26 protein-coding genes and 2 tRNA genes are annotated in these 25,447 nt (G+C 50.5%); 22 read left to right on the plus strand and 6 right to left on the minus strand.

The window, feature by feature from the left end; translation table 11 throughout:
* Window positions 1–53 precede the first annotated feature (53 nt).
* Together rluC and CX650_RS02015 are read left to right on the plus strand one after the other, a co-directional pair.
* Entirely contained in the window at window positions 54–1,019 is a 966-nt protein-coding gene (gene rluC / locus CX650_RS02010) for a 23S rRNA pseudouridine(955/2504/2580) synthase RluC (RefSeq protein ID WP_039033292.1), read from the plus strand.
* A 21-nt stretch (window positions 1,020–1,040) separates the two neighbouring features.
* Window positions 1,041–1,685 (plus strand): HAD-IA family hydrolase, encoded by a 645-nt coding sequence (locus tag CX650_RS02015; RefSeq protein ID WP_101094899.1) that lies wholly within the window; start codon window positions 1,041–1,043, stop codon window positions 1,683–1,685.
* A 95-nt stretch (window positions 1,686–1,780) separates the two neighbouring features.
* Here the strand turns inward: CX650_RS02015 and CX650_RS02020 are convergent, their stop codons facing one another.
* Together CX650_RS02020 and CX650_RS02025 are read right to left on the minus strand one after the other, a co-directional pair.
* Window positions 1,781–2,779, minus strand: coding sequence for a PAS domain-containing protein (locus tag CX650_RS02020; protein WP_101094900.1), 999 nt, complete (start codon window positions 2,777–2,779; stop codon window positions 1,781–1,783).
* 215 nt (window positions 2,780–2,994) lie between these two features.
* A complete protein-coding gene (locus tag CX650_RS02025) occupies window positions 2,995–3,642 on the minus strand; it encodes a Maf family protein (protein ID WP_052247969.1) in 648 nt (215 codons plus the stop codon).
* A 275-nt stretch (window positions 3,643–3,917) separates the two neighbouring features.
* On the opposite strand from CX650_RS02025, the gene yceD reads away from it, so the two are divergent.
* The 11 genes from yceD (at window position 3,918) to CX650_RS02080 (ending at window position 12,449) form a co-directional block, all read left to right on the plus strand.
* Window positions 3,918–4,442: a 23S rRNA accumulation protein YceD gene (yceD, locus tag CX650_RS02030; protein WP_039033290.1), complete on the plus strand. Its 525-nt coding sequence runs from the start codon at window positions 3,918–3,920 to the stop codon at window positions 4,440–4,442.
* 16 nt (window positions 4,443–4,458) lie between these two features.
* Window positions 4,459–4,629, plus strand: a complete 171-nt coding sequence (gene rpmF, locus CX650_RS02035; RefSeq protein ID WP_025009546.1) for a 50S ribosomal protein L32 — start codon at window positions 4,459–4,461, stop codon at window positions 4,627–4,629.
* Between the two features lie 15 nt (window positions 4,630–4,644).
* Window positions 4,645–5,673: a phosphate acyltransferase PlsX gene (gene plsX, locus CX650_RS02040; RefSeq protein ID WP_039033289.1), complete on the plus strand. Its 1,029-nt coding sequence runs from the start codon at window positions 4,645–4,647 to the stop codon at window positions 5,671–5,673.
* Between the two features lie 9 nt (window positions 5,674–5,682).
* Entirely contained in the window at window positions 5,683–6,642 is a 960-nt protein-coding gene (locus tag CX650_RS02045) for a beta-ketoacyl-ACP synthase III (RefSeq protein WP_039033288.1), read from the plus strand.
* 129 nt (window positions 6,643–6,771) lie between these two features.
* Window positions 6,772–7,698, plus strand: a complete 927-nt coding sequence (gene fabD / locus CX650_RS02050; protein ID WP_101094901.1) for an ACP S-malonyltransferase — start codon at window positions 6,772–6,774, stop codon at window positions 7,696–7,698.
* Window positions 7,699–7,708: 10 nt separating this feature from the next.
* Window positions 7,709–8,455, plus strand: coding sequence for a 3-oxoacyl-ACP reductase FabG (gene fabG, locus CX650_RS02055; RefSeq protein WP_039033287.1), 747 nt, complete (start codon window positions 7,709–7,711; stop codon window positions 8,453–8,455).
* Window positions 8,456–8,618: 163 nt separating this feature from the next.
* Complete coding sequence (gene acpP, locus CX650_RS02060) at window positions 8,619–8,852, plus strand: acyl carrier protein (RefSeq protein ID WP_006081231.1); 234 nt, start codon at window positions 8,619–8,621, stop codon at window positions 8,850–8,852.
* Between the two features lie 192 nt (window positions 8,853–9,044).
* Window positions 9,045–10,283: a beta-ketoacyl-ACP synthase II gene (fabF, locus tag CX650_RS02065; protein ID WP_039033286.1), complete on the plus strand. Its 1,239-nt coding sequence runs from the start codon at window positions 9,045–9,047 to the stop codon at window positions 10,281–10,283.
* A gap of 158 nt (window positions 10,284–10,441) precedes the next feature.
* Entirely contained in the window at window positions 10,442–10,810 is a 369-nt protein-coding gene (locus CX650_RS02070; protein ID WP_101094902.1) for a hypothetical protein, read from the plus strand.
* A gap of 70 nt (window positions 10,811–10,880) precedes the next feature.
* Window positions 10,881–11,360, plus strand: coding sequence for an acyl-CoA thioesterase (locus CX650_RS02075; RefSeq protein ID WP_039033284.1), 480 nt, complete (start codon window positions 10,881–10,883; stop codon window positions 11,358–11,360).
* A gap of 210 nt (window positions 11,361–11,570) precedes the next feature.
* Window positions 11,571–12,449: an NAD(P)-dependent oxidoreductase gene (locus tag CX650_RS02080; RefSeq protein WP_101094914.1), complete on the plus strand. Its 879-nt coding sequence runs from the start codon at window positions 11,571–11,573 to the stop codon at window positions 12,447–12,449.
* A gap of 80 nt (window positions 12,450–12,529) precedes the next feature.
* Here the strand turns inward: CX650_RS02080 and CX650_RS02085 are convergent, their stop codons facing one another.
* Together CX650_RS02085 and CX650_RS02090 are read right to left on the minus strand one after the other, a co-directional pair.
* Complete coding sequence (locus CX650_RS02085; protein ID WP_101094903.1) at window positions 12,530–15,838, minus strand: DUF748 domain-containing protein; 3,309 nt, start codon at window positions 15,836–15,838, stop codon at window positions 12,530–12,532.
* A gap of 279 nt (window positions 15,839–16,117) precedes the next feature.
* Window positions 16,118–16,504: a VOC family protein gene (locus tag CX650_RS02090; RefSeq protein WP_039033283.1), complete on the minus strand. Its 387-nt coding sequence runs from the start codon at window positions 16,502–16,504 to the stop codon at window positions 16,118–16,120.
* Window positions 16,505–17,062: 558 nt separating this feature from the next.
* Between CX650_RS02090 and abiEi the strand changes: the two genes are divergently transcribed.
* From abiEi to CX650_RS02120, 6 genes are all read left to right on the plus strand, one after another.
* Window positions 17,063–17,587: a type IV toxin-antitoxin system AbiEi family antitoxin gene (abiEi, locus tag CX650_RS02095; RefSeq protein ID WP_101094904.1), complete on the plus strand. Its 525-nt coding sequence runs from the start codon at window positions 17,063–17,065 to the stop codon at window positions 17,585–17,587.
* A gap of 254 nt (window positions 17,588–17,841) precedes the next feature.
* The gene (uvrY, locus tag CX650_RS02100; RefSeq protein ID WP_025009635.1) at window positions 17,842–18,486 is read left to right on the plus strand and encodes a UvrY/SirA/GacA family response regulator transcription factor; all 645 of its coding nucleotides are present in this window, start codon (window positions 17,842–17,844) and stop codon (window positions 18,484–18,486) included.
* A gap of 90 nt (window positions 18,487–18,576) precedes the next feature.
* Window positions 18,577–20,406, plus strand: a complete 1,830-nt coding sequence (uvrC, locus tag CX650_RS02105; protein WP_101094905.1) for an excinuclease ABC subunit UvrC — start codon at window positions 18,577–18,579, stop codon at window positions 20,404–20,406.
* A 47-nt stretch (window positions 20,407–20,453) separates the two neighbouring features.
* Window positions 20,454–21,002: a CDP-diacylglycerol--glycerol-3-phosphate 3-phosphatidyltransferase gene (gene pgsA, locus CX650_RS02110; RefSeq protein WP_039033280.1), complete on the plus strand. Its 549-nt coding sequence runs from the start codon at window positions 20,454–20,456 to the stop codon at window positions 21,000–21,002.
* 163 nt (window positions 21,003–21,165) lie between these two features.
* A tRNA-Gly gene (locus CX650_RS02115) sits at window positions 21,166–21,241 on the plus strand.
* A 122-nt stretch (window positions 21,242–21,363) separates the two neighbouring features.
* Window positions 21,364–21,437, plus strand: a tRNA-Cys gene (locus CX650_RS02120).
* A 210-nt stretch (window positions 21,438–21,647) separates the two neighbouring features.
* Here CX650_RS02120 and CX650_RS02125 read toward each other — a convergent pair.
* Window positions 21,648–21,944 carry an HU family DNA-binding protein gene (locus CX650_RS02125; protein WP_268248559.1) on the minus strand — a complete coding sequence of 99 codons (297 nt, stop codon included), beginning with the start codon at window positions 21,942–21,944 and terminating at the stop codon, window positions 21,648–21,650.
* 197 nt (window positions 21,945–22,141) lie between these two features.
* Here CX650_RS02125 and CX650_RS02130 point away from each other — a divergent pair, with 197 nt between their 5' ends.
* Both CX650_RS02130 and mepK read left to right on the plus strand, forming a co-directional pair.
* A complete protein-coding gene (locus tag CX650_RS02130; protein WP_229799976.1) occupies window positions 22,142–23,596 on the plus strand; it encodes a L,D-transpeptidase family protein in 1,455 nt (484 codons plus the stop codon).
* A gap of 213 nt (window positions 23,597–23,809) precedes the next feature.
* A complete protein-coding gene (mepK, locus tag CX650_RS02135; RefSeq protein WP_083399778.1) occupies window positions 23,810–24,358 on the plus strand; it encodes a peptidoglycan L,D-endopeptidase MepK in 549 nt (182 codons plus the stop codon).
* Here mepK and CX650_RS20120 read toward each other — a convergent pair.
* Window positions 24,246–24,749 (minus strand): hypothetical protein, encoded by a 504-nt coding sequence (locus CX650_RS20120; RefSeq protein ID WP_167388621.1) that lies wholly within the window; start codon window positions 24,747–24,749, stop codon window positions 24,246–24,248. The two genes, mepK and CX650_RS20120, sit on opposite strands and share 113 nt — an antisense overlap.
* Before the next feature lie 297 nt (window positions 24,750–25,046).
* Here CX650_RS20120 and rplY point away from each other — a divergent pair, with 297 nt between their 5' ends.
* Window positions 25,047–25,334, plus strand: coding sequence for a 50S ribosomal protein L25 (gene rplY, locus CX650_RS02140; RefSeq protein ID WP_039033277.1), 288 nt, complete (start codon window positions 25,047–25,049; stop codon window positions 25,332–25,334).
* Window positions 25,335–25,447 lie beyond the last annotated feature (113 nt).

The following is a 25,447-nucleotide window of genomic DNA, read 5'->3' on the forward strand; positions in this document are numbered from 1 at the left end:
AAAAGCCTCAACATGTTGTACAATAGCGCGCCCCGAACCGCAACATAAGTGTTATGAATACCGAGACGCCATCACCCAATCAGCAAGTTCGCCTGGTGACCATTGATGAAGACAATGTTGGCCAGCGCATTGACAATTTTTTGCTCAGCAAACTCAAGGGCGTGCCCAAGAGCATGATCTATCGCATAGTGCGCAAGGGCGAAGTCAGGGTCAACAAGAAGCGGATAAAGCCCGAATATAAGTTGGCCGAAGGGGACCAGGTACGCATTCCACCGGTTCGGGTCAGTGAAGATAACTATCGCACTGCGCCTTCTGCCAATCTGGAGCGGGTATCGCGCCTAGAAGACAGAATTCTGTTTGAAGACAAGCATATTCTGGTACTGAACAAACCTGCCGGCATCGCCGTACACGGTGGCAGTGGTGTCGATTACGGCGTGATTGAAGCGCTGAGATCGCTGCGACCGCAGCAAAAGTTTCTTGAGTTGGTGCACCGTTTGGATAAAGACACCTCAGGAGTGCTTTTGGTTGCCAAGAAGCGCAGCGCGCTAAAGCACCTGCATGACCAACTCAGACATAAGCAGATGCAAAAAGACTATCAGGCGCTGGTTCGCGGTGAGTGGCAAAAGCACGACAAGGTGGTTAAGGCACCATTGCTGAAGTTGACACTTAAGTCGGGTGAACGCATTGTACGGGTGAATACCGAAGGCAAGGCCTCGGAAACCCGTTTCAAAATTTTGCAGCGTTATGATGGTGCGACACTGGTGCAGGCGAGTCCGGTAACCGGCCGTACTCATCAGATCCGGGTGCACTGCCAGTATGCCGGTCACCCCATCGCCTGTGACGAAAAGTACAGTGAGCAAAAGTTTGATGACAGTATGCGGGCACTTGGGTTGAATCGCCTGTTTCTGCATGCGGCGCAACTTAAGTTCACTCATCCTGACACAGAGACTGAAATGACAGTGCAGGCCCCCCTGGATCCTGTACTGCTTGAGTTGTTGGACAAACTCACTCGGGTATAGAAAGAAATAAGGAAACCGCCCATGAAGGCATATGAGCTACTGATATTCGATTGGGACGGTACCCTGATGGACTCGATAGGCAAGATTGTCCGCTGCATGGAAAATACGGCAAGGGCTATGGCATTGCCTATCCCCTCGGAGCAGGCTGTACGTGACATTATTGGTCTGTCTATGACAGAGGCCTTACAATGCCTCTATCCAGCGGGAAGCGTTGGCGAATATCAGGCGCTCAGAGAGGAATATAAGCAGCAGTTCCTGATGCTTGATACCACGCCGACACCGCTTTTCAGTGAAACTCCGGCACTGTTGTCACAGCTTCGCAGTGAGAAGTATCTGCTGGCGGTGGCGACAGGTAAGGCAAGGGCAGGTCTTGAACGTGTACTGCGGGAAACCGGACTTGGACATTTCTTTCATGCCAGTCGTAGCGCCGATGAGGCGAGAAGTAAACCCCACCCGGATATGCTGCAACAGTTATTGGTTGAATTAAAGATAGCGCCTGAAAGGGCCCTGATGGTGGGGGACTCGGTGCACGATCTCAATATGGCTACCGGTGCCGGTATGGATGCCATTGGGGTCAGTTATGGCGCCCATAGCCGCGAACGCTTACATGAAGCGGCGCCAAAGGCCATTATCGATAGTCCATTGGGGCTGTTGCACCATCTGTGATTTTCATTGGAACCTTTCCCTAAGCACATCCTTGAAAGGCCTGCAGATGCAGGCCTTTTGCTTGCTGTATTCTGTTAAAAACGTGGCGTGCAATTTCAGGAATTGGCGGTTTTTAACTCAGGGCATAATTTTGGGCTCAGGTTCTCTGCGTTTAGGTTCTCAGGGCTTAGGTTCTCAGGGCTTAGGTTCTTTGTACTAAGGCTCCCGGTGTTAAGGTTCAATGCTTCAGTGCCCAGACTGGACAATGCCAGCGCCGACAGGCGGGTGATGTCGTGGCACGAGACTATGACGCCGCAAATTTCGCCAGCATCATTGATGCAGGGTGAGTGTCGTACACTCATCAGCAGCGGCGCTGTTAGATGCGGTGGATGCAACCAATGATTGGCTTCCGGTGTTTCGCCGTTAAAGGCCCGTTCAAGTAGTGGTCGGATCTTCTTCTCAAATGTCTTTACACCATGTAGCTCAGCTATCTGCTTACCTATTATCTCCTCTTGGGTGCGGTTGAAAAGCTGCTCATACCCTTTGGAGACCATATGGTAGCAGTAGTCTGTACCGATAAATGCCAGCAGATGATCTGTGGTGGCTATCATCTGCTTGTGCATGGTGAGCTCGCGACTGACCAACATCCTGTGATATTCGAGACCGATACGTTGGGCCAAGATCCGAAAAAACTCTTTTGACTTTGCACTTTCGGCCTGGGGCAGGGTATCTAGCACAAAAATATGGCCGACCGGTTTGCCATCGCTGCCGAGGATCAGCTCGGCCTGATAACTCTGGGCGCCTATCTCGCGGAACAGGCTAAAGTGGGGAAAACGTTTTTGCAGATCACGGGCGTGGAGTAGATGAGTGCAGATTTCCTGTTGTTGATAGAGAGACTCACAGGGAGAACCCGCCAGTTCATAATCAAACCCAGGGAGGGACTGTTTGTTGTCACAAAAGGCAATGACCTCACCTTGTGCGGCGTTTTTAAGTCGGCCAAAACCTGCCCAGCGACATTGGGTCACCAAGGCGAGTGCGCGCAGTGCCCGTTGAAAAAAACGCTTATCTGTACAGGGAGCAGCCAGTAGAGCCAAGGCTTCTTCGGTATCTGTCATCTTTTCACTCTACAGGGGGTCATCAAAAGAAATATGTTGATTAATTGTTATTATAGTAGAGTGAAAGCCCCGTGGTCGCACGTAAATTTACCTTGTTGAGATAAGATTCAGACGCATCCGACATCTATATCATATTGTTTCAATATGGCGCATGTATCTTGGCGAGCGAGCTACAAGCAAAGAGAAGCAAGAGTGCAATTCAGTGTTTGAATGCTTTAGCTTCCGGACGATGCTGTATCTCCCAATACTTTAATCCCCTGACGGGAGAGCATTTCGATAAGCAGGATTAAGGGTAAACCTATTAGTGTATTGGGATCCCGTCCTTCGAGGGCTCGGAACAGGGCGATGCCCAAGCCTTCACACTTAAAGCTGCCGGCACACCAGAGTGGTTGCTCGCGGCGAACATAATCGACGATTTCATCTTGGCTCAGGTTTCTGAAATGCACAATGAAAGGTTCGACTTCCACCTGAGTTCGGTCGCTGCGGCTGTCATAGAGTGCCAGCCCGGTATAAAAGGTAATACTTTTCCCCGAGGCGGCCTGCAATTGCTGGCAGGCTTTCTCTTCAGTCAGTGGCTTGCCGACGATTTGACCATCAATCACGGCAACCTGATCTGAACCTATCACCAGTGCGTTGCTTAGCTGCTTTGCCCCGGCCTGTGCTTTGACTGCTGCCAGACGTCTGACCAAATCAAAGGCGGTTTCATCAGGCCGGGGCGTTTCATCTACTTCGGGAGCCACACACTCAAACGCCAAACCTAATTTTGCCAATAGTGCCTTTCGATAGCTTGAGGTTGAGGCTAAAATCAACTGAGGTTCTGTGGGGGAAACCGCAGCCTTGGTATTGTCATCTTGGTGGGTCATATCTTGGGTTCCAAAGCGTTGTGAGAGCCGGATATTGTCGCCAAATTTGCCAATGCCTGGCAAGAGTGGCTTTGAGATGAGATGACTGGCTTTATTTTGCGCGGCAACGGCTTGTGAAGAGTCCTGTGCTTGGGTAGAATTCGGCGTCCGTCAATTTCGAACCCGTTGGAACAGGCCTATGATGGCGAGGACTGCACAGGTTTTATTTCCTTTGCGAGCCACATCATCATTTTTCCTTTGACTCCGGCGGTTTCAAACTATAATATGCGCGCCTTATGCAAACAGTAAAGATACCGGTTTCAATTGATCCCATTCGTGCTGCGACCAGTCGCCTTAGCTATCAAGGTGTTGTTCCTGGTACGCAACTGAAGCGATTGAATGAATTATGTGCCGGCGACTGTTCCGATGTGACAGTGTCAATTGAGTGTGGTGTGGATTTACAGGGGATAGTCTACCTGAAAGGGAAGGCTGTGACGGAGCTCACTCTGCTATGTCAACGCTGCATGACACTATTTACCACAGAGGTTACGGTCGAGTTTAGTTTCAGTCCTTGCCGGAATGAAGCTGAAATCGATGAGCTCCCGGATGCGTATGACCCTATTGAGTACAATGAAATTGGCGAAGTTCGTCTGCATCAATTGATTGAAGATGAATTGATACTGGCTATGCCCTTGATACCGACCCATGACATAGATAAATGTTATACAGGTTCCAAGGATGTGGCCATAGGCGAGATTGAAGCCGCTCAAGAGGAGCGTCCAAATCCGTTTGCAGTGTTAGAAAAACTGAAGAGCAAGTAATCCAGGAGACAGATCAATGGCTGTACAACAGAATAAAAAATCTCGTTCAAAGCGCGGTATGCGCCGTTCACACGATGCACTGAGCACTGCTCAGCTGTCTGTAGACGCTACCAGCGGTGAACTGCATCGTCGTCATAATGTGACTGCTGACGGTTTCTACCGTGGCAAAAAGGTAATCAACAAGTAAGTTGTTGATTGTCTTATGACGAGTCTGACGCTTGCGTTAGATGCGATGGGTGGCGACCATGGCCCCCACGTGACTGTGCCTGCAGCCCTGCAGGCACTTAAATTATATCCGGATCTCAGGTTTATTCTGGTTGGTGATCAAGACCAGATACAACCATACCTGGCCCAATGCGGGCAAGACATTACCGATAGAATTGAACTTAGACATACCACTGAAGTGGTCAGTATGTCTGACAGGCCAGTGCATGCTTTGCGTTGTCGGCGTGACAGCTCCATGCGTCGGGCGCTGGATGCTGTGCATAAAGGTGAGGCTCAGGCGTGTGTCAGCGCAGGTAACACCGGCGCGCTGATGGCGATGGCCAAGGTGGTACTAAAGACGCTGCCGGGCATAGACAGACCCGCGTTGGTCAGTTGTCTTCCCACCATCAACCATAAGCCAGTCTATCTGCTGGATCTCGGGGCCAATGTGTCTTGTGATTCAGATACTTTGTTCCAGTTTTCCGTCATGGGTTCAGTACTCTGCGAAGCCGTGACCAAACAACCCAGACCCAAGGTCGCGCTGCTCAATGTCGGCAGCGAAGAGATCAAAGGCAACGACCAGGTGCAGCAGGCTGCCCAGTTGTTGCAACATACTCCTCAAATCAATTATCAAGGTTTTATCGAAGGGGATGAGATTTACCGCGGCAAAGTCGATGTGATTGTCTGCGACGGTTTTGTCGGTAATATTACCCTGAAAACTTCAGAAGGCATTGCCAGACTGTTGATCCATCAGCTTAAGGAAGGGCTGACCCGAGGCTTTTTTGTACGCATGTTGGCCAAATTATTGGCTCCCAGTATTCAAAGCGTGCTCAAACAGATGAACCCCGACCACTATAACGGAGCAAGTCTGATAGGATTGCGCGGAATAGTCGTCAAGAGCCATGGGAATGCGGATGAAACTGCCTATTTACAAGCGATTAGCTTGGCAGTCACTGAAGCAAGACGTCGACTCCCAGAGATGATCAAGCAGCGTCTCGAGTCGATACTTTTAGATATAAACAGCTGATTTCTCCTTATGCATACAAAAATTCTTGGAACTGGCAGTTATCTGCCGGCGCAGGTGCGTAGCAATCAGGATCTGGAAAAAATGGTGGAAACCAGTGACCAGTGGATTGTTGAGCGCACGGGTATTTCTGAGCGTCGGATCGCTGATGCCAGTGAAACGGTTGCCACTATGGGTTATCAGGCGGCGTTGAAGGCCATTGAAATGGCAGGCATCGAAGCCGGTGAACTCGATATGATTATCTGCGGCACAACAAGTGCGGCAAACGCTTTTCCGGCTGCTGCCTGTGAAGTGCAGGCCATGTTGGGGGTTCATACCATCCCCGCATTTGATGTCGCGGCCGCTTGTTCCGGCTTTGTCTATGCGCTGTCGGTTGCCGATCAGTTCGTGAAAACCGGTGCGGCCAAGAAAGTGCTGGTAATAGGCGCCGATGTGCTTTCCAGGCTCTGTGAGCCGGAAGACAGAACCACCATTATTCTCTTTGGTGATGGTGCCGGTGCCGCCGTGGTGGGCGCCAGTGAAGAGCCGGGGATCATCTCTACCCACATCTATGCCGACGGTCGTCATGGTGAACTGCTCAAATGCGCCTTTCCGCCCAGAGCCGGAGAAACCTCCGAGGCTGTAGGCTTTATGACCATGAAGGGCAACGATGTCTTCAAGGTCGCCGTCACTCAGTTATCCCATGTGGTGACAGAAACCCTGAGATTGAATAACGTCGACAAGTCAGAAATAGATTGGTTGGTGCCACACCAGGCCAATTTCCGCATTATTAATGCCACAGCCAAGAAATTGGACATGAGTCTTGATAAAGTGGTGCTGACGCTGGCCAAACATGGCAATACTTCAGCTGCCTCAGTGCCGATTGCACTGGATGAAGCGGTGCGCGATGGCCGCATCAAGCGCGGGCAACTCCTGCTGCTTGAGGCCTTTGGTGCCGGTTTTGCCTGGGGTAGCGCTTTGGTTCGCTTCTGATACTCAGTGCCTACTTGCTTCGCACAAGTGAGTAGGACGTCTCAATGCATACTAGTTGATCTGCCGGGCAGATCAGTAGACTCGGGCAGCGGCATCAGCTTTGCTGCCTGCAATCATAGGTAAATGAATATGGAAAATTTTGCTTTCGTGTTCCCGGGACAAGGTTCTCAGGCTGTAGGCATGCTTGCTGATCTTGCTGAAGGCTATCCGGTCGTGACCGAGACTTTTCGTGAAGCCAGTGAAGTGCTGGGTTACGACTTGTGGCAGCTTGTCCAGCAAGGTCCGGCCGAAACTCTTAACGAGACTGACAAGACCCAGCCTGCCTTGCTGAGTGCCAGTGTCGCTCTGTATCGCGCCTGGCAAGCAGCCGGCAAAGCCGCGCCCAGCGTGATGGCGGGTCATAGCCTAGGTGAATACTCGGCGCTGGTATGTGCCGGGGTGCTCAAGTTTACCGACGCCGTTAAGTTGGTTGAGCTGCGTGGTCAGTTGATGCAACAAGCCGTTCCTGCCGGAACCGGCGCCATGTTTGCCATCATAGGCCTGGATAACGACGCTATTGCCAAGGCCTGTGAAGACAGTGCTGAAGGCGCTGTGGTTAGCCCGGTTAACTACAATAGCCCAGGCCAGGTGGTGATTGCCGGTGAAAAAAACGCAGTTGAGCGCGCCGCCGCAGCCTGCAAGGCTGCAGGCGCCAAAATGGCGGTTGCCTTGCCTGTGAGCGTGCCTTCCCATTGCGCTTTAATGAAGCCCGCTGCCGATAAATTGGCCACTGCTCTGGGTGATATCGAATTTAGCCAGCCGCAAATCCCCGTAATCAACAATGCGGATGTCGCCCAGCCTCAAGATGCTGCTGATATCCGTGATGCCTTGGTTCGTCAGCTATACAGCCCTGTGCGCTGGACCGAAACCGTGGAAGCCATGGCTGTCATGGGCGTCACCGAGCTCTATGAGGTGGGTCCGGGTAAAGTCTTGACCGGGCTTTGCAAACGCATTAACAAATCCCTTACTGCCAAGGCAGTCAACGATGCTGCTTCTTTAGCTGCATTGATCGAATAAGGAGCTTTTCATGAGCGTAACATTAGACTTAACCGGCAAGATTGCCCTGGTTACCGGCGCCAGCCGTGGTATTGGCAAGTCGATTGCAACGACTCTGGCCGAAGCCGGTGCTACAGTATTCGGTACTGCAACCAGTGAGCGCGGCGCCGAAGCCATCTCGGCTTATTTGGGCGATAAGGGCCAGGGTTTGGTGCTGAATGTCACAGATCCACAATCTGTTGAAAATTTATTTGCCTCGATCAAAGAAAAAGCCGGCGATGTTGATATTCTGGTGAACAACGCTGGCATCACCCGTGACAATTTATTGATGCGGATGAAAGAGGATGAGTGGCAGGATATCCTGGACACCAACCTGACATCTCTTTTCAGGTTATCCAAGCCAGTGATGCGCTCAATGATGAAGAAACGTCATGGCCGTATCATCAATATTGGTTCTGTGGTAGGTACCATGGGCAATGCAGGCCAAGTAAATTACTCTGCGGCCAAAGCGGGTTTGATCGGATTTACAAAATCTCTCGCCAGAGAGGTTGCATCTCGTCAAATTACAGTTAATGCTATTGCTCCTGGTTTTATCCAGACAGATATGACGGATGAGCTGACAGAAGATCAGCAACAGGCCATCATGTCCCAGGTTCCAATGGAGCGCTTGGGTCAGGCACAGGAAATTGCCAACGCCGTGCTCTTTTTGGCCTCTGATGCTGCTGCTTACATCACAGGGGAAACCTTGCATGTAAATGGCGGGATGTATATGGTTTAAGGGCGAATGGCAGGGATACTGTCGCAATTGGGTGGTGATCTGCAGCAATTGAGGGCTTAAAATCGTGGTTAGACCACAAATTCTAGGCTTGCAATGTTGGTCAAATCTAATAAACTACTCGCAATCTTACGCAAGTGCGTAATTTGAATAGGAAAGAAAACTAATGAGCAACATCGAAGAACGTGTAAAGAAAATCATCGTAGAGCAACTGGGCGTTAAAGAAGAAGACGTTAAGCCAGCAGCTTCTTTCGTAGACGATCTGGGTGCAGATTCTCTGGACACTGTTGAGTTGGTTATGGCTCTGGAAGAAGAGTTTGATACCGAGATCCCTGATGAGGAAGCTGAGAAAATCACTACCGTTCAGGCAGCGATCGATTACGTTTCCAAGAATCAGTAATCCAGAATTCCAGAAAACAGGCGGCATAATTGCCGCCTGTTTTTGTTTTCGCCCCGTCAGTTTCTGGTTGTACCAGTATCAGCCGATGCATTATCGTGTCTTGTGACCATTCGGCTGCTGGCCGGAGGCAATGGTAGGCTGCAACAGCCTAGCCTATCATGGTAACTCACCCGTTAATCTAAGGTGGACACAGTGACTAAACGTCGAGTTGTTATCACTGGCCTGGGTCTGGTGACCCCGGTCGGCAACACAGTGGACAGCACCTGGCAAGCCTTGCTGGCAGGTCAGAGCGGTATCGCGCCTATCACCAAGTTTGATGCCAGCGAATTCAGCACCCGTTTTTCAGGCTCAGTCAAAGATTTTGACGTAGAGCAGTATCTGTCCCGTAAAGACGCCCGCAAGATGGACCTCTTTATTCAGTATGGTATGGCTGCCGGCATTCAGGCCATGCGTGACTCCGGATTGGAGATGGATAAAGAAGATCCCAGTCGAGTCGGAACCGCTATCGGCGCCGGTATGGGGGGGATGTGGTTGATTGAACAAAACCACAGCGCCTTGATGGCCGGTGGCCCACGTAAAATTTCCCCCTTCTTTGTGCCCAGCACCATTATCAATATGATTGCCGGTCATTTGTCGATCATGTACGGCATGACTGGCCCTAACTTTGCGGTGACAACCGCCTGTACCACTGGGGTGCACAACATAGGTTTCGCAGCCCGAACCATAGCTTATGGCGATGCCGATGTGATGGTGGCCGGTGGCGCGGAAGATGTCACTTGTCCTCTGGGCGTCGGTGGCTTTGCCGCGGCCAAGGCCTTGTCTACCCGTAATGATGACCCTCAGGCGGCTAGTCGCCCATGGGATAAAGACAGAGACGGCTTTGTTATCGGTGACGGCGCCGGGGTGTTAGTCCTGGAAGAGTATGAGCGCGCCAAGGCTCGCGGTGCCAAGATTTATGCCGAGCTGGTTGGTTTTGGTATGAGCGGCGATGCATTCCATATGACCTCGCCGCCAGCCGATGGTGCCGGCGCTGCGTCTGCCATGAAAAATGCGCTGAGAGATGCAAACCTGGCCCCCGAAAGCATAGGTTATATCAATGCTCACGGTACTTCTACGCCGGCAGGCGATAAGGCCGAAGCGGCGGCAGTGAAGTCTATCTTTGGCGATCATGCCTACAAGCTGATGGTGAGCTCCACCAAATCAATGACGGGGCATTTGCTCGGTGCTGCCGGGGCAGTGGAAACCATTTTCTCCGCGTTGGCTCTTAAAGATCAGGTGGTTCCGCCTACCATCAACTTGGACAACCCGGACCAAGGTTGCGATCTGGACTTTGTTGCCCATACCGCGCGTCAGGCCAAAGTGGAGCATGTGCTATGTAACTCTTTTGGGTTCGGTGGCACCAATGGCTCCTTGCTATTGAAGCGAGTTTAAGGTTACCACTTGTAAAAGCGCCTGATGGCGCTTTTTTTATCTTTAAAATCAGTTAGTCATATTTTAAAGCTAAATCCAGAATTAACCTTTGTTCATCTCTATTGGCATTCTTTGAATATAGCGCCAGAATCCCGCCAAATAATTCTGGAGTTTTCATTATGCTCAATCCTGCAATGTTTCCTGTTATGGCCATGCTTGGGGCGATTGCTGCCAATTTGACCGAGTTGGTACGGGGTGAAAACAGTCGGTGGCAACCAGCGATGGAGATTGGTGTTCGCACTTTTAGTTTGGCCATAGCCGCCTATACCGTGCTTTGGTTTGCCTTACTGACAGCGGCGGTTTATGCCGGTGGCGATGTCGATGTGATGGCCGGGGTAGAGGTGCTGGGCACCTTCCTGGTGGGGATGGGAATTTACTCACTGTTTCATTTGTCCCGTTTTATCAGCAGCAAATTGCAGCTTTGGATCTATCGGCTGGCTTTACCTCTGGTGATTGGCGGAAGTTTCCTGGTATCTAAGTTTGGGTGATCGCGAAATTTTCGCGTACACTCTCAGCCAAGTGCGGTCAGCAGACCGCCAAGCCTGATGAGAGGATCCCATGGCAGGAACAGAGAGACAGATAACCCTGAGGTTTTTGGCCGAGCCCGCAGACGTCAACTTTGGCGGCAAGGTACATGGCGGCGCCGTAATGAAGTGGATTGACTTGGCTGCCTATGCCTGTGCGGCCGGTTGGAGTGGTAAATACTGCATCACGGTTTACGCCGGGGGGATCAGGTTTGTCAAACCCATACATGTGGGCAATATAGTGGAGGTGAGCGCCAAGGTGATCTATACCGGCAGTACCTCCATGCATATAGGTTTGGATGTCAGAGCCGGCGATCCCAAGGATTCAGAACGTCAGTTGACCACTCACTGTATTGTCATCATGGTGGCGGTAGACGATGAAGGTAAACCAACGCCTGTGCCTGAATGGCAGCCGACATCGGCAAGAGACATAGAGCTTAGGGACTCGGCAATCAAGTTGATGGAGATGCGCAAGAAAATCGGTGCGGAAATGGAAGCGCATGTTCATCCTTGAGTGATGATTTCAAGAGCCACATTCGTGGCTCTTTTCTGTATGCGGGATGCTGAGTTTGCCCGTATCAACTTCTCCTTTATGCTGCCTCATGGCAAAATGCGGCTTAAACATCGGCTTGAATTGTCACTCTTGGCTTTACGCCAAAGGCTTTGCAGCATGGTCGGCAATTGGGCCAATCTGTTCCCGCGCATAAATAATCAAGGAAATATCATGGCGAATGTCGCATTTCTCGGTCTAGGTGTTATGGGATATCCCATGGCTGGGCATCTACAAAAACAGGGGCACCAGGTCACTGTTTATAACCGTACTTTCTCCAAGGCTGAAGCCTGGGCGGCAGAGTTTGGCGGGCGCTGCTGCGCGACTCCGGCCCAAGCCGCCGAGGGACAGGATATTGTTTTTGCCTGTGTCGGTAATGATGATGACTTACGCCAGGTCGTACTGGGTGAAGAGGGCGCTGTGCATGGTATGGCTGTGGGCAGTATCTTTGTCGATCACACCACTGCCTCATGCGATGTGGCGCGGGAGTTGGCCGCATTGCTGGCCGAGAAGGACATCGCTTTTATGGACGCGCCGGTTTCCGGCGGTCAGGCTGGTGCCGAGAATGGAGTGTTGACCATTATGGCCGGCGGCTCTGAGGCGGTATTTGCGCGGGTAAAACCTGTGATGGCTGCCTATGCCCGCTGCGCCGAACTATTGGGAGATGTTGGCGCTGGGCAGTTGACCAAGATGGTCAATCAAATCTGCATCGCCGGGGTGGTACAAGGTTTGGCTGAAGCCATGCATTTTGCCAAGAGCGCCGGGCTAGATGGCGAGAAGGTAGTTGAGGTGATCAGCAAAGGCGCGGCCCAGAGCTGGCAAATGGAAAATCGTCACAAGACCATGCTGAAGGGTGAGTATGATTTTGGATTTGCGGTGGACTGGATGCGCAAAGACTTAGGCATCGCCCTCAATGAAGCTAGACGCAATGGCTCACATCTGCCGCTGACCGCCATGGTCGATCAATTTTACGGTGAAGTACAGGCCATGGGCGGTAACCGCTGGGATACTTCCAGTCTGATGGCTCGTCAGGAAAAGTGTCGCAACAAGTAATCCCCTGATAAGAAAGTCTGAGCTCAGATCCGGGTAAAAAGGCGCGCGTGCGCGCCTGGTTCCGGGGTTATCGCTATTGGTTAATCGGCATTCAGCGACAAAATTGCCTGAGAAGCATCCTGTTTCATCTCTGTCTTGCTGTCCAGCAGGAAGACTCTTTCGGGGGCAACGGCAGCACTGTCTACCAGGAAGGCCTTGATGGCCTGGGCCCTGGCCTGAGCCAGATTGGCCAGCTCATTATTGCTTATCTCTTGGGCGCTGAGCAGTTGGTTGTAAAGGCCCATATGCCATACAGTCAGCAGAGCGTCTTCATCGACTGTTTCACTGCCGGCTTTTTCGGCAAGCTTTTGCTTCACTTTGTCTTTTTCCGCATCGGCATCCTGTTTGAGCTGCTGCTCAAAAAGCGCTACCAGGGTATCAGCAAGCTTACCTTTGGTAGGGAAGCGACTGGCGCTCAGCTCGTCCGGCAGGGCCGCAAGCTTGCTGGCCTTGAGCAGTTGCTGCTGCAGTTTTTGTTCTGCCAGCGCCTCACTGTCTTCCCGCAATGCTACGCCGCCTTCAATGCTCAATTGTAGCTTGGGTCGGTCATCCAGCGCCTTGGCCAGCTTGCTCAGCTTATCTTCGGCGTCAGCGTCCAGCGTGGCTATACCGGGTTGGAAAGCGACCAGATTCAGCTCTTCATCGCTGCCAACCAGACCGGCCAGCAAAGAGAAGGGGGCGGTGACCGCCTTGGTGATGACGTTGGTGATGGCGGTCATCACTATGCTGCCGAAGCTGAAACTTGGACTGTCGAGATCTCCTGAAACCTGTAAGCCAAGATCTATTACCCCATGTCTGTCTTGCAAAAGGGCGATAGCCAAGGTAATCGGCAAACTGGTGGCCAGATCGGAATCACTGGGTTTACCCAGCTTGAGCTGATCTATCACCAGATGATTGTCTCCCTTCAGCTGGTTGTCTTCCAATTGATAGTTGAGCGCCAAAGACAGCTGGCCCTTGTCTATGTAGTAACCGGCATAGGTGCCCGAATAGGGATTCACCGAGGTCAACTCGACACTCTTGAATACTAAATCCAGATCCAGATAGGGTTTTTCCAGCAGCGGATTCACTTCACCTCTAAGGGTGACTGGAGCATACTTGTCTATCTTGCCCTTGATATCGACACTGGCCTTGGTTCCCGGGGTGGAGGATAGGTGGCTTATCTTGCCTTCCAGCCCTTCGATACCGGAAGCAAAGTTAGGGGTGAGGGAGTTATCGGCAAAATAGGCCGAGCCGCTTTTGATGGCAATGCTGCCGATATCCAGTTTAAATGCCTTATCTGCAGCAGTCTTGGCGGTGTTTTTTTCCTTGGCGGCGGTTTGCTGCGGCGCTTCGTTTGCCTGGCTTTGTTTTGTCTGCGACTGAGCCGCTGAGTTATCACCAAGTGGTTCGGCGCGGATCAGCTCGCCGATATTAGTGCGCTGATCTTCGGTGATCATCACCTTGGCGTATGGCTGTTCCAGCAATATATTGCTGATTTTCAGGCTGTTTGCTTCGGAATCAAAGTTCATCGCATCTATCGTCATATTCTGCCATTTCAGCAGAGGCTCAAATGCCAATCCATCCTTGATAAGCAGTTTGCCAATTGCGGCTTGTCCTTGAAAATGGGCCTTACCCTCGGCGTTGGCAGTGAACTTGCCCTGAGTGCTCAACTTGCCGCTTTCAAGTTGCATATTGAGGTAGGGCGCCAGATAGGGCTGGAACTGTTGCAGCTCCAACTCGGTCAGCCTCAGCTCGGCATTGACAGTACGTGCCTTGGCATCTATTGCGCCGGTGGAGCTGAACTGGCCCTGGCTGGTCTCTGGCTGTTTTTGGGCATCAGAACTCAGTGCCAGTTGCACCTGGTAGTCTATGTTTCCTTCGAGATCGGAACGCACAGGACCTGTGGTGATATCCAAAGGGTAAACACGCCAGTGGACACCATTGCTTTGCTGCTGCTCAAACAGATTGAGATCTGTATCCTTGAGACTGATTTTGCCAATACTCAGTAGCCATTGTTTGTCTTGCTCCAGAGTTTTGTTTGGCTCTTTGGCTGTATGCGCTGTGGCCTTATCTTGCGCTGTGGCCTTATCTTGCGCTGTGGCCTTATCTTGCACTGTGGCTTTTTCTTGCGCTGTGGCTTTTTCTTGCGCTGTGGCCTTATTTAGTGCCTCGGTTTCAGTTGCCGTCTCTGGTTGGGCTAGTGCTGGTTCCACTTGCGCATTGGCCGCTATGTCATTCGGCTTGGCATGTGTGGCAGGCAGGGCGGGCATAAAGAGCTGTTGTAGATCCAGGCCTTGCTTATCCAGGCGGGCATAGGCCCACAGGCCTTGCAGCGCCAGTTCGTCGACATTAACACTCTGGTTGTCGCCGTCCACCCGAATGTTATCCAGTGCCAACAGTGGCAGCTTGACTCTGGCTTGCTGTTGGTCGGAGAACAGCAGGTTTTCCAGAATAAACCTGCCCTTGTGGGTACTGTAATGCAGTTGGTCTTGTTGCTGTTTCAACTGGTACTGGCTTTGGAAGCTGAGTTCACCGTCACTGAGTTTGGCGGCAATAAGCCCATCGGCAAACGGCCAGAAGGGCAGCAGGGAAATTTTGGCCAGTTGCAGCTCGCCGGTGATTTCGAGAGGCTGCAGCTGAAACTGGCCTTGAGTCTGCAATTGTCCGTTATCGCTGCCGGTCAAGGACAGGGCATAGCGGTTGGCATCTTTCGCCAGTACCGGTTTGTTCTCGTCTTCCGGCAGGCTGAGGCTATAGGCCTTGGTATCCAAAGCTTGCAGGCTGAAATTAAGCTTGTCGTAACTGAGCTCTGTATTGGCGATCTTATCCATATAAGCGAACTTACCCTCTGTCACCCGGATATCCCGGGCAATGACTCTGGGCAGTTCAGAGGCGTCTTCTGTAGCCTCGGCTTGCGGTGTTTGCTTGGCTTCAAGGTGGGCGAGTATATCGCTGAAGTTGAATTGAGCTTGGCCATTCTTTGACGCAAGCCTTTGCAGCTTCACTTGTGGATAAGCGAGGTGGATGTGATCTATGGCTATGGCCCCTTGGGTCAGCGAGCGCCAAAATGCCAGCTCCAACTCAAGCTGCGTGAAAGACATAAATACTTGCTGTGGGTCGCTCTCCTGCAGGGCGAAATTATCCAGGCGGACTCTGAGAAGGAAAGGGTTGATGCTGATATCGCCCAGGCTGGCCTGACGGCCGAGCAGCTGTTGCAATTGCTTTGGGGTTTGCGACTTTATTACCCAGGGAGCAAGCCCACCAAGCAGCAGAGCGTAGAGGCTATACCCGAGGAGCAGATAGACGCTTGTCTTGATGGCGAGTGGTGCCCGGCGAAAGCGGGAAAAGAGCTGAGTCAGCACATTGGGCATAACGGTGTGAGATCCCTTGAAGCAGGTTTACAGCAAAAAGTTGGCGTTATTCTAACGCGTATTCGGCATGCTTTGTAAGTCACTTCTGAACCTATAATCTCTGTTATCCTGCCTGATACATGCATGATACAAAAAGAAAACATTGCTAATTAAAGCTGCAATAATCAAGAATTTTTCGCTGAACATTTCATTCGTAAAAGGACGATATTCAAGTTTGGAAATATTCGGGATGTTGCGGGTCAACATCGTAAACCCCAAACCATAGCTGCTGTTCGTTACCTATCCTTTGGTGCTGTTGTAAGTGATGGCAGCGATAATGGCGCCGCAGGGATCCTTGATCCAGCAAAATCGGCCTACTTGGGGAATATCTTCCGGACCATAAAGAATATCGCCTCCTAACTCTTTGGCCTTGATGGCGACGGCGTCGACATCTTTCACGGTAATATAGCCGGTCCAGTTGCTTGGCATGGCCGGCGCCGGGCTGTCAGTGATGCCACCTATGCTGATGCCGTCATTTTCTATAATGTGGTAGGGGCCTTGTGGTAACTGCATTTTTTTGAAACTCCATCCAAAAATCTCACCGTAAAATCGCATCGCCTGTTCGGAGTCACTGGCGGTCAGCTCGTGCCAGCTTAAGGCTCCATGGGTGGTAAAAGGGGAGTTCATCGATAGGTTCTCCTGAAGCAGAGAGGCTGAAATCGCGCTTTTTTAGCGATTAAACCTAGTTTATCAAACCTGTGGTGAGTTCAGTTTTGAGTGTAGCCGAATCAACCGTATTTTGTGGTTTTCTTCGATATGACGCCGTAAATGTATTAGGCATCAATGCCTTTAAAGTGAGTAACAGTGGTTGTGATACAAGTCCTGAAAGCAGATTTGAATATGATGCTCCTCAGCCTGGGGTTATTTTGAGACTGGTTTGCACCTTTCTTAACCATTTAATAGCGGATAGCTTTCTTGCCTTTGTGAGCATCAATAGCGCCTTGCTCATCAAATAACAGGATTCTTTCTGGTGTCGGTTGGGATAACTAGCGTTTTTGCTGCGCATCTACGCTGGCGGATTCCTGCGCCATTATTCAAAGGCTGATTTAGGCTGTTCCGGGCAAAGGATTGCAACGTTCAGCGCTATAAATAGGGCCGTTTAGTCAGACAAAGTCAGTTATCAATAGGTATTAAGTGGACACTTAGGTATTCTATTATTAACTTTTAAGTTGACTTGGTGGCGTTATGGATATCAGTACAGCTTTGCAACGGCTACATCGTTTTGACCTTCAAGGTATCTATGTTTACACCAAAGGGAATCTCAGGCGGGTGTTTTTCGATGATACCCAGGAAGCATTCAAACAAAGCCTGTCGAGGTTGATAAAGCAGGGGATCCTGGAAAGACCTTGCCGCGGTGTATACCTGTTTGCGCTGAGTCGACGAGATAGTTATGCGGTGGAGCATATCGCCTGTGCACTGCGGCGCGGTGAGTATAACTATGTTTCGCTGGAATCGGCTTTGTCTGAATACGGGGTGATTTCGCAGATCCCCATCAGCTATATTACTGTGATGACTACGGGGCGAAAGGGTATCTTCAAGACTCCTTATGGCACTATCGAATTTACCCATACCAAGCGCGATGACATGGATATTTTGTACAATACCATCAAAGTTCAGCAAAGGCCGCTGCGTATGGCTACACAAGCAACTGCCCTGAGAGATCTGAAACGAGTTGGCCGAAACTTACATATGTTGATAGATGAGGATTGAACTTCATTTGCTTAGCTGGATATGACACTGTTTTGGGTGGTGTTTCATCGCCTTTGCAAGCAAATTCTTCGGCAACAAAAAACAAGATTGTTGCACACTGACGACAATTGGTACCGATATACGAATGAGTTTCTTTTATAATCATAAAGTTAACTTGCGCTTTTCTATTGTTGGCAGATCGGCTAAATTATCCCAAAGGCTTCGAAGAAACAGAGCTACACGATAAGGCCGACAATAATTAAGGTGGGTTGAAGTTGATATCCGTATATTTGGTGGATGACCATGAGTTGGTCAGAACCGGGATCCGCCGGATCCTTGAAGATGAAAAAGGCATTAAAGTTGTAGGAGAAGCCGGTGATGGTGAAGCTGCTGTGCAGTGGAGCAGGCAGAATGAAGCCGATGTGATTTTGATGGATATGAATATGCCCGGAATAGGGGGGCTTGAAGCTACCCGGAAAATTCTGCGTTATCAGCCTCATGCCAGAATCATAGTATTGACTATCCACTCAGAGGATCCTTTCCCGACCAAGGTGATGCAAGCCGGTGCTTCCGGTTATTTGACCAAGGGAGCCAAGCCGCCTGAGGTGATTCAAGCCATTCGGCAAGTTGCTCACGGTCAGCGATATTTGTCACCGGAAATTGCTCAGCAGATGGCCTTGAGCCAGTTTGATCAGACTGATGAGAACCCCTTCAAGTCGCTGTCAGAGCGGGAACTGCAGATCATGATGATGATCACCAATGGTGAGAAGGTCAATGATATCTCCGAGCAGTTGAACCTCAGTCCCAAGACGGTTAACAGCTACCGCTATCGCTTGTTCGCCAAACTGGGGATCAGCGGCGATGTGGAGCTGACCCGATTGGCGATTCGGTATAAAATGCTCGACACCGGGCAGTTCTGATTTACATAGGGAGCCACGGCTCCCTCTTTCTTTGTTGTTTTCTGTCCCTGAAATCTTTATCTCTTCAGCCGTTATTTATAGAGTGGGTTCATGCCGCAGGAATTCAATCCCAAGCTTTTTCTTAAAAATCTGACCTCAGCACCGGGCGTCTATCGTATGTACGACAGCGGCGGTAGCGTGATTTATGTGGGCAAGGCCAAAGATCTCAAGAAACGGCTTGCGTCTTATTTTCGCAAGAATCTGCCTAATGTGAAGACTCAGGCGCTGGTGTCCCATATCGCCAATATCGATGTGACACTGACTCACAGTGAAACTGAAGCACTGATACTGGAAAATGATTACATCAAGCAGTACTTGCCGAAATACAATGTGCTGCTAAGAGATGACAAGTCTTATCCCTTTATCTTATTGAGCCAGCACCGGCATCCCAGGCTCGCCTATCACAGGGGGCCACAGCGGGAGAAAGGGCTGTATTTCGGGCCTTATCCCAATGGTGGTGCGGTGCGTGAAAGTCTGCATTTGATGCAGAAGCTGTTTCCTATTCGTCAGTGTGACGATCTCTATTACAAGTCGCGCTCGCGTCCCTGTTTGCAGTACCAGCTCAAGCGTTGCAGTGCCCCTTGTGTCGGCAAGGTCTCTGATGAGGAATATCAGGAGCAGGTCAAGCTGGCGACCCTGTTTCTCAAGGGCAAGGATCAGCAGGTGCTCAGCGCCTTGGTCAAGAAAATGGAACTGGCGGCCGAGTCCATGGCTTACGAGCAGGCGGCACGCTATCGGGATCAGATCATGGCGCTCAGACGAGTGGCCGAGCAGCAGGAAGTATCATCCAGCCATGGTGACCTTGATGTGATTGGGGTGCACTACGCCTCAGGAGTTGCTTGTTTCCACCTGTTGTTCATTCGCGAGGGCAAGATTTTTGGCAGTCGCAGTTATTACCCTAGCGTGCCGGCGCAGACTGAAATGGCCGAGGTACTCAGAGCCTTTATGCTGCAGTTTTATCTCAACGTCGATATTCAACGTACTATCCCGCGGGAAATTCTTCTGAGTGACAGCTACGAGGAGTTGGAAGAGTTGGAACAGGTGCTGATGGAAGCGCTGAACAAGAAAGTGGCCATCCGCACTCGGGTCAGGGGCGACAGAGCCGGTTATCTGCGTCTGGCCAAGACCAATGCGACCAATGCGGTCAATACCAAGCTGGCTCACCGCAATACGGTAGAGCAAAGATTTCTTCTTCTTGAAGAGGCGCTTGAACAAAGCACCCCGATTAAACGTATGGAGTGCTTTGATATCAGTCATACCATGGGGGAGAGTACTGTGGCCTCCTGCGTGGTGTTTAATCGCGAAGGGCCGGACAAGAGCGAGTATCGGCGTTACAACATCAAGGGCATTACCCCAGGCGATGATTATGCGGCGATGAAGCAGGCCTTGACTCGCCGGTTTGATAAGGTCAATGCACAGGGCAAGATCCCGGATATCGTTTTTATCGATGGTGGCCTTGGGCAACTCAGGATGGCCCAGGAAGTGGTCAATGAAAAGTTTGTCGGCATAGAGGCCGTACCCACGCTTATCGGGGTCGCCAAAGGTGAAAGCCGCAAACCTGGGTTGGAAACCCTGATCTTCGGTGATACCGAAGAGAGCTTTTCACTGCCGGATGATTCGCCGGCGCTGCATCTTATTCAACATATTCGCGATGAATCCCACAGGTTTGCGATTACCGGTCATAGGAATAAACGTCAAAAGACCCGCAACACCTCAAGCTTGGAGTCTATTCCTGGGATTGGCCCGAAAAGACGCAAGGCTTTGCTGCAATATCTGGGCGGATTACAACAAGTGAAGGGGGCAAGTGTGGCAGAACTGGCAAAAGTGCCCGGGATCAGTCCAGAAATGGCTCAAACGATACACGATGCATTGCGGGGGTAGTAAAAATCAGGCAAGATTGGCGCTGCTTTTGATTATTTGGTTTTATCATGCCGTTTAATATACCCATCGCCCTTACCTGGTTTAGGTTGTTCTTACTGCCTGTTTTTGTTCTGGTATTTTACTTTCCGTACACTTGGGCACCGTTTGTTGCTGCATTTGTTTTCTGGCTTGCAGCTATTACTGACGCCTTGGATGGGTATGCGGCCCGTAAACTGGAGCAGTCCACTCGTTTCGGCGCCTTCCTTGACCCAGTAGCCGATAAGCTAATGGTGACCACGGCTTTGGTGCTATTGGTCGAAGATTACAACACTATCTGGCTGACCCTGCCGGCGATGTTTATGATAGGACGTGAGTTGGTGATATCGGCACTGCGTGAGTGGATGGCAGAGATAGGTAAACGCGGTGCTGTGGCGGTATCCTGGATTGGCAAGTACAAGACTGCTGCTCAGATGGTGGCAATTATCGGCCTTATCTGGAAGCAGGGTGATTGGATGATATATGCCGCTTACGCCTTGCTGTATGTGGCGGCTTTTTTAACCTTCTGGTCGATGATCAGCTATATCAAGGCCGCCTGGAAGGATCTGATAGCCGGTTAAAAGGCGCTAATTTGTACCTGGTTGCACAATAATGTTTCGATAAGATTATTTAGTGTTCAAGCAAACAGTTAAGCACTAATTCTTCGTTGACAGTCGGGGTTAAAAGCGTAGAATGCCAATCCGTAGTCAGGGCTGGCTCTGAATACAAAGCAAGAAAAGTGATGCGACATTAGCTCAGTTGGTAGAGCGGTACCTTGCCAAGGTACAGGTCATCGGTTCGAACCCGATATGTCGCTCCAATCTTACATGGCACTCAGATGCTGTGATCCCAAGAAGGCGCGATGGCAGAATGGCTATGCTGCGGATTGCAAATCCGTCGATCTCGGTTCNACATGGCACTCAGATGCTGTGATCCCAAGAAGGCGCGATGGCAGAATGGCTATGCTGCGGATTGCAAATCCGTCGATCTCGGTTCGACTCCGGGTCGCGCCTCCAAATTTAGTCCCCCTCATTGAATTCCCTTAAAGTCACTCCAAGCAAACTTATTACTTGTTTTCAAGCCAAGCTTACGTCCGTAATGGCGGCTGACTTATATCAGATCTAATCCCGGCCCAAACTTCAGATACAAGCGTCAGTATCGTTACCTTTGGCTGAAAACAGGCATCGCCTTTTGTGAAGGGGCAGAGATCCTGCCCCGAGAACGGATTAATCTTGCTGTAGTGCCTGTTTCAGTGATGGGGAAGCTTTAAAGCTTGGCTGATTGCTGCCGGCAATCTCCAAGGGTTCGCCTGTTTGTGGGTTACGACCGTTGCGGGGAAGGTGGTATCTGAGTTCGAAAGTGCCGAATTGCGGCAGATAAACCTTTTCACCTTCACTGAGAGCCTGGGTAAGGCTGGCGAGAATATGTTGCAGTTGTACTTTGGCCTGAGCCTTTGAGATCTGTTGTCTTTCGGCCATCTGCCGAATGAGCATTTGTCTGTTCATTATATTGCCTGTTACCACTTTGGCAGGATTTTATATCAGAATAAGCTCTATGATCACAGGCTTGTGCTGATAACTGGTTAATTATCAATCGCTAATAATAAGTTGCCTGTTAATGCCCCATGTTAATCAACGGCTATTCAGCCCGTTGTTTGCAAAATATCATCGAATCACGGCGCATATTTGCCATAATTGAGTTTATGTCCCGGGAGGCCGATATGACAAAGTGCGTGTTAATGCCTTTACTGATCATTGTGCTCCTCTGCAGTGCGGTCTTTACAGTGAAAGCCGATGATGCCGCGCTCAGGACCCTGAATAATCAGTTGCAGTTGCTGGCTCTGCTGCCAGAAGGGCAAGAGTTCGCCGAAGATTTACGTTCCATGAGCCGTGGTGATCTCAATCTACAGTTGGAGTTGCGTGAGGGCATAGAGCAGGATATTGCGTATTTCTGGAAGCGCCGCGGCGTTCCTTTGGCCTTCAACACGCTAGCTTCTGATGCGGATACGCTCAGCCGAGCGCTGGCGCTGGAACCTCAGGGGGATGATTATCTGGCAACCAGCAGCCGGATACGCTATTTGATCTGGCTCGCAGAGCGGCATCAATGGCCTAGGTTGGATCCCGGAGGTTGGTTACGCCCAGGTGATAGCCATCTGCTGATCCCGACGATTGCCAGGCGTTTATATTGGCTTGGCGATCTTGAGGAAACTCCGGGAGAAAACAAGGTTTATTCGCCGCAGTTGGCTTCGGCGGTAGAAGTGTTTCAGTCCCGCCACGGGCTTAAAACTGATGCCATCATAGGACCAGATACACTGCGTTGGCTCAATACTGAACCATTGCAACGTGCCCGCATGCTGGCCAGCAATTTCGTCGCTCGCACCGTTTATAAACAGCAGTTGGGGAAGCGTTACCTGTTGGTGAATATCCCGGCGTTTGAGTTGACTCTGGTGGATGACAACCAGGTGCAACTACGATCCAAAGTCATAGTCGGTAAACCTTATCGTCAAACCCCACTGCTCAGCAGTGAGATATCCAACATTGTTTTGAATCCAACCTGGACTGTGCCAAGGGGCATATTGAGGCGCGACTTACTGCCGCAGATCCGTAAAGACGGTGAATATCTGCAGCAGCGGCATTTCAATGTCTATGATTATCAGGGCAATAAAGTTGAAGAGAGTGCTGAAGCCTGGCAAAAAGAGGCGAGAGGCCGTTTCCCTTATCGGTTGGTGCAGCAACCGGGTGCCGATAATGCCCTGGGGCGTTACAAATTTCATTTCAGCAATGGCTTTAGTGTCTATCTGCATGACACACCGGACAAGCATCTGTTTGCCAGGGCCAATCGCGCCCTATCTTCAGGTTGTATTCGGGTCGACAAGGTGGAAGAGTTGGCGTCCTGGATGGCTAATAATCTGGTACGGGATAAGAGAAGCTGGCAACGGATGCAGAGTGATTATCACACCACTCAATGGTTTGCATTTGAACAGCGCCTGCCTGTTCATCTGGTTTATTGGACAGCCTGGATAGATGAGCGGGAAAGAGCGCAATTTCGCAGCGACATCTATCAGTTGAGCCCGGGGGTTAAGGTGGCTACTGAGGCACAGACGAGATTGGATACTGAATGGGCTAACAAGCCAGAGCTACGGTCGGGGAGTGAAGCGCATTTGTTAGGCCCTTGAGGTATACCGGCATTATCATCAACTGATTTTTTTGCCGCATTGACCGAACGTTAAGCCTGTCGCATTAACTTAATATGGCACAAGGAATTATCCCATTTTTCGCCTGCTCCCCGAGAAAAGTTTACCTGCGCTGGGGCCAAATCGGCGCTTGACCTTGGCGTTAATCCCGTATAATTTGCCGCCTTGTGGTTGTTTTTTGTGCAAGGTGAATAAGTGTCAGTAGTATGTCCTGCCCGTAGGCAGTTGTTGATGGGTCTTGGTGGCGCGGCAATGGTTTCTATGCTTCCTTCAAAAGCGATGGCGAGTCGGTCTACCAAAGGTAGTCGATACCTGAGTTTTTATAATCGCCATACAGGGGAACGTGGTGATGGGACTTATTGGAAAGACGGTCATTATCAGAGTAGCACTCTGTCTCAGTTCAGCCATCTGCTTAGGGATCATAGGCAGAACCTGGCGGCTCCCATGGATAAACGTCTGTTCGATCTTCTGTTCAATTTGCAGCAGACGTTGTCGATTTCTGAAGAGATCCACGTGATTTCAGGTTATCGTTCGCCTAAAACCAACGCCATGTTGGCCGGTAAGAGTAACGGTGTAGCCAAGAAAAGTTACCATATGCGGGGTATGGCGATGGATATCGCGATACCCGGTGTTAAACTTCAGACTTTGCGTGAGGCTGCCCTGTCATTAAAACTAGGGGGAGTCGGTTATTATCCGAAGTCGGGATTTGTCCACATTGACTGCGGGCCGGTGCGCAGTTGGTAGGTTTTTCTACCATAGAAAGATCGGTTTCTGCCCTGCGGATAAAGCTCTGTTCGCGGGGTTTTCTGTCTTCCAGCAGTGCCATCAACTCGCTGAATTGGAATCTGAGACGTAACAGTTCGCGAGTTTGTTGCCAGTCGGCGACCAAGGTGTTGAGTCTGTCATAAAAAAGGGCATCTGAGCTCAATTGCTCGATAAGATCCGGACAACTGAAGGCACGCATCAGGTGTAACAGATGGCCGCTTTTCTGCTGATTACAGGCGAGAAACTCCAATAAAATCAGGTCGAGCTTCTCTTGTTGAAAGGGAGCATGTTCGATCAGGTAATGGAGTTCCGCGGCTAGTTTATAGCACAGGCTATCATCCCGTATCAGTTGCTGCAGATTGGCGTTCATCGGCCTGCTTCATGTAATAAAACCAGATTACTGAAAGCAGGGTAGCAGCAGCTGGATGGAAAAATTGTGATCTCGATCAGGGTAAAACTTCTGCTAAGCAATGGCTTTTCGTAATGATTACAGATGTTACAGATGAGCAACAGCAGGATAGTGGGGAAGTAGGTTTTGCTTTTACCTTTAAAGGCCAAATCAACTTGTTTGTTTTGTTGTCTTTGTGCTAGTATTCGCCCGCTTTATATGAAGGCAGCTATTGGTCGAAAATAGTTGCCAGTTATTGACTATTTAAAGAGTATTATTATGTCTTACACTATTCCAGCACAAACCCGCACTGAGATTGGGAAAGGTTCGAGCCGCCGCCTGCGTCGTGACGGGAAAGTTCCAGGTGTTATCTATGGCGCCGGCAAAGAAGCCGTTGCTATCGTGTTTGAACACAAAGATATCATCAACATCCAAACCAACGAAGACTTCTATACCAGCGATCTGACTATAGTTCTGGACGGTAAAGAAGTTAAAGTACGTGCCCAGGCTATGCAGCGTCACGTATTCAAGCCAATGATTGAGCACGTAGACTTCGTTTACGCTTAATCGATAATTGGATGTTGAAAAAGCGCCCTGAGGGCTAATGCCGTTCACTTAGTGTGAACGGCATTTTTCTTAGGCTTAATGGGATACTTGTTTTTACTCATTTTTAACGCACG

Source organism: Shewanella indica, assembly GCF_002836975.1.
GTDB lineage: Bacteria > Pseudomonadota > Gammaproteobacteria > Enterobacterales > Shewanellaceae > Shewanella > Shewanella indica.

Bases quoted from the DNA above. Each gene is read 5' to 3' on its own strand.
- fabD (WP_101094901.1), top strand. From the start codon at position 6,772: ATGGAAAATTTTGCTTTCGTGTTCCCGGGACAAGGTTCTCAGGCTGTA.
- CX650_RS02020 (WP_101094900.1), bottom strand. From the start codon at position 2,779: ATGACAGATACCGAAGAAGCCTTGGCTCTACTGGCTGCTCCCTGTACA.
- CX650_RS02090 (WP_039033283.1), bottom strand. From the start codon at position 16,504: ATGAACTCCCCTTTTACCACCCATGGAGCCTTAAGCTGGCACGAGCTG.
- abiEi (WP_101094904.1), top strand. From the start codon at position 17,063: ATGGATATCAGTACAGCTTTGCAACGGCTACATCGTTTTGACCTTCAA.
- rpmF (WP_025009546.1), top strand. From the start codon at position 4,459: ATGGCTGTACAACAGAATAAAAAATCTCGTTCAAAGCGCGGTATGCGC.
- yceD (WP_039033290.1), top strand. From the start codon at position 3,918: ATGCAAACAGTAAAGATACCGGTTTCAATTGATCCCATTCGTGCTGCG.
- CX650_RS02070 (WP_101094902.1), top strand. From the start codon at position 10,442: ATGCTCAATCCTGCAATGTTTCCTGTTATGGCCATGCTTGGGGCGATT.
- plsX (WP_039033289.1), top strand. From the start codon at position 4,645: ATGACGAGTCTGACGCTTGCGTTAGATGCGATGGGTGGCGACCATGGC.
- rluC (WP_039033292.1), top strand. From the start codon at position 54: ATGAATACCGAGACGCCATCACCCAATCAGCAAGTTCGCCTGGTGACC.
- CX650_RS02130 (WP_229799976.1), top strand. From the start codon at position 22,142: ATGACAAAGTGCGTGTTAATGCCTTTACTGATCATTGTGCTCCTCTGC.
- fabG (WP_039033287.1), top strand. From the start codon at position 7,709: ATGAGCGTAACATTAGACTTAACCGGCAAGATTGCCCTGGTTACCGGC.
- CX650_RS02085 (WP_101094903.1), bottom strand. From the start codon at position 15,838: ATGCCCAATGTGCTGACTCAGCTCTTTTCCCGCTTTCGCCGGGCACCA.
- CX650_RS20120 (WP_167388621.1), bottom strand. From the start codon at position 24,749: ATGAACGCCAATCTGCAGCAACTGATACGGGATGATAGCCTGTGCTAT.
- uvrC (WP_101094905.1), top strand. From the start codon at position 18,577: ATGCCGCAGGAATTCAATCCCAAGCTTTTTCTTAAAAATCTGACCTCA.
- CX650_RS02080 (WP_101094914.1), top strand. From the start codon at position 11,571: ATGGCGAATGTCGCATTTCTCGGTCTAGGTGTTATGGGATATCCCATG.
- CX650_RS02075 (WP_039033284.1), top strand. From the start codon at position 10,881: ATGGCAGGAACAGAGAGACAGATAACCCTGAGGTTTTTGGCCGAGCCC.
- acpP (WP_006081231.1), top strand. From the start codon at position 8,619: ATGAGCAACATCGAAGAACGTGTAAAGAAAATCATCGTAGAGCAACTG.
- CX650_RS02025 (WP_052247969.1), bottom strand. From the start codon at position 3,642: ATGACCCACCAAGATGACAATACCAAGGCTGCGGTTTCCCCCACAGAA.
- CX650_RS02015 (WP_101094899.1), top strand. From the start codon at position 1,041: ATGAAGGCATATGAGCTACTGATATTCGATTGGGACGGTACCCTGATG.
- rplY (WP_039033277.1), top strand. From the start codon at position 25,047: ATGTCTTACACTATTCCAGCACAAACCCGCACTGAGATTGGGAAAGGT.
- CX650_RS02045 (WP_039033288.1), top strand. From the start codon at position 5,683: ATGCATACAAAAATTCTTGGAACTGGCAGTTATCTGCCGGCGCAGGTG.
- pgsA (WP_039033280.1), top strand. From the start codon at position 20,454: ATGCCGTTTAATATACCCATCGCCCTTACCTGGTTTAGGTTGTTCTTA.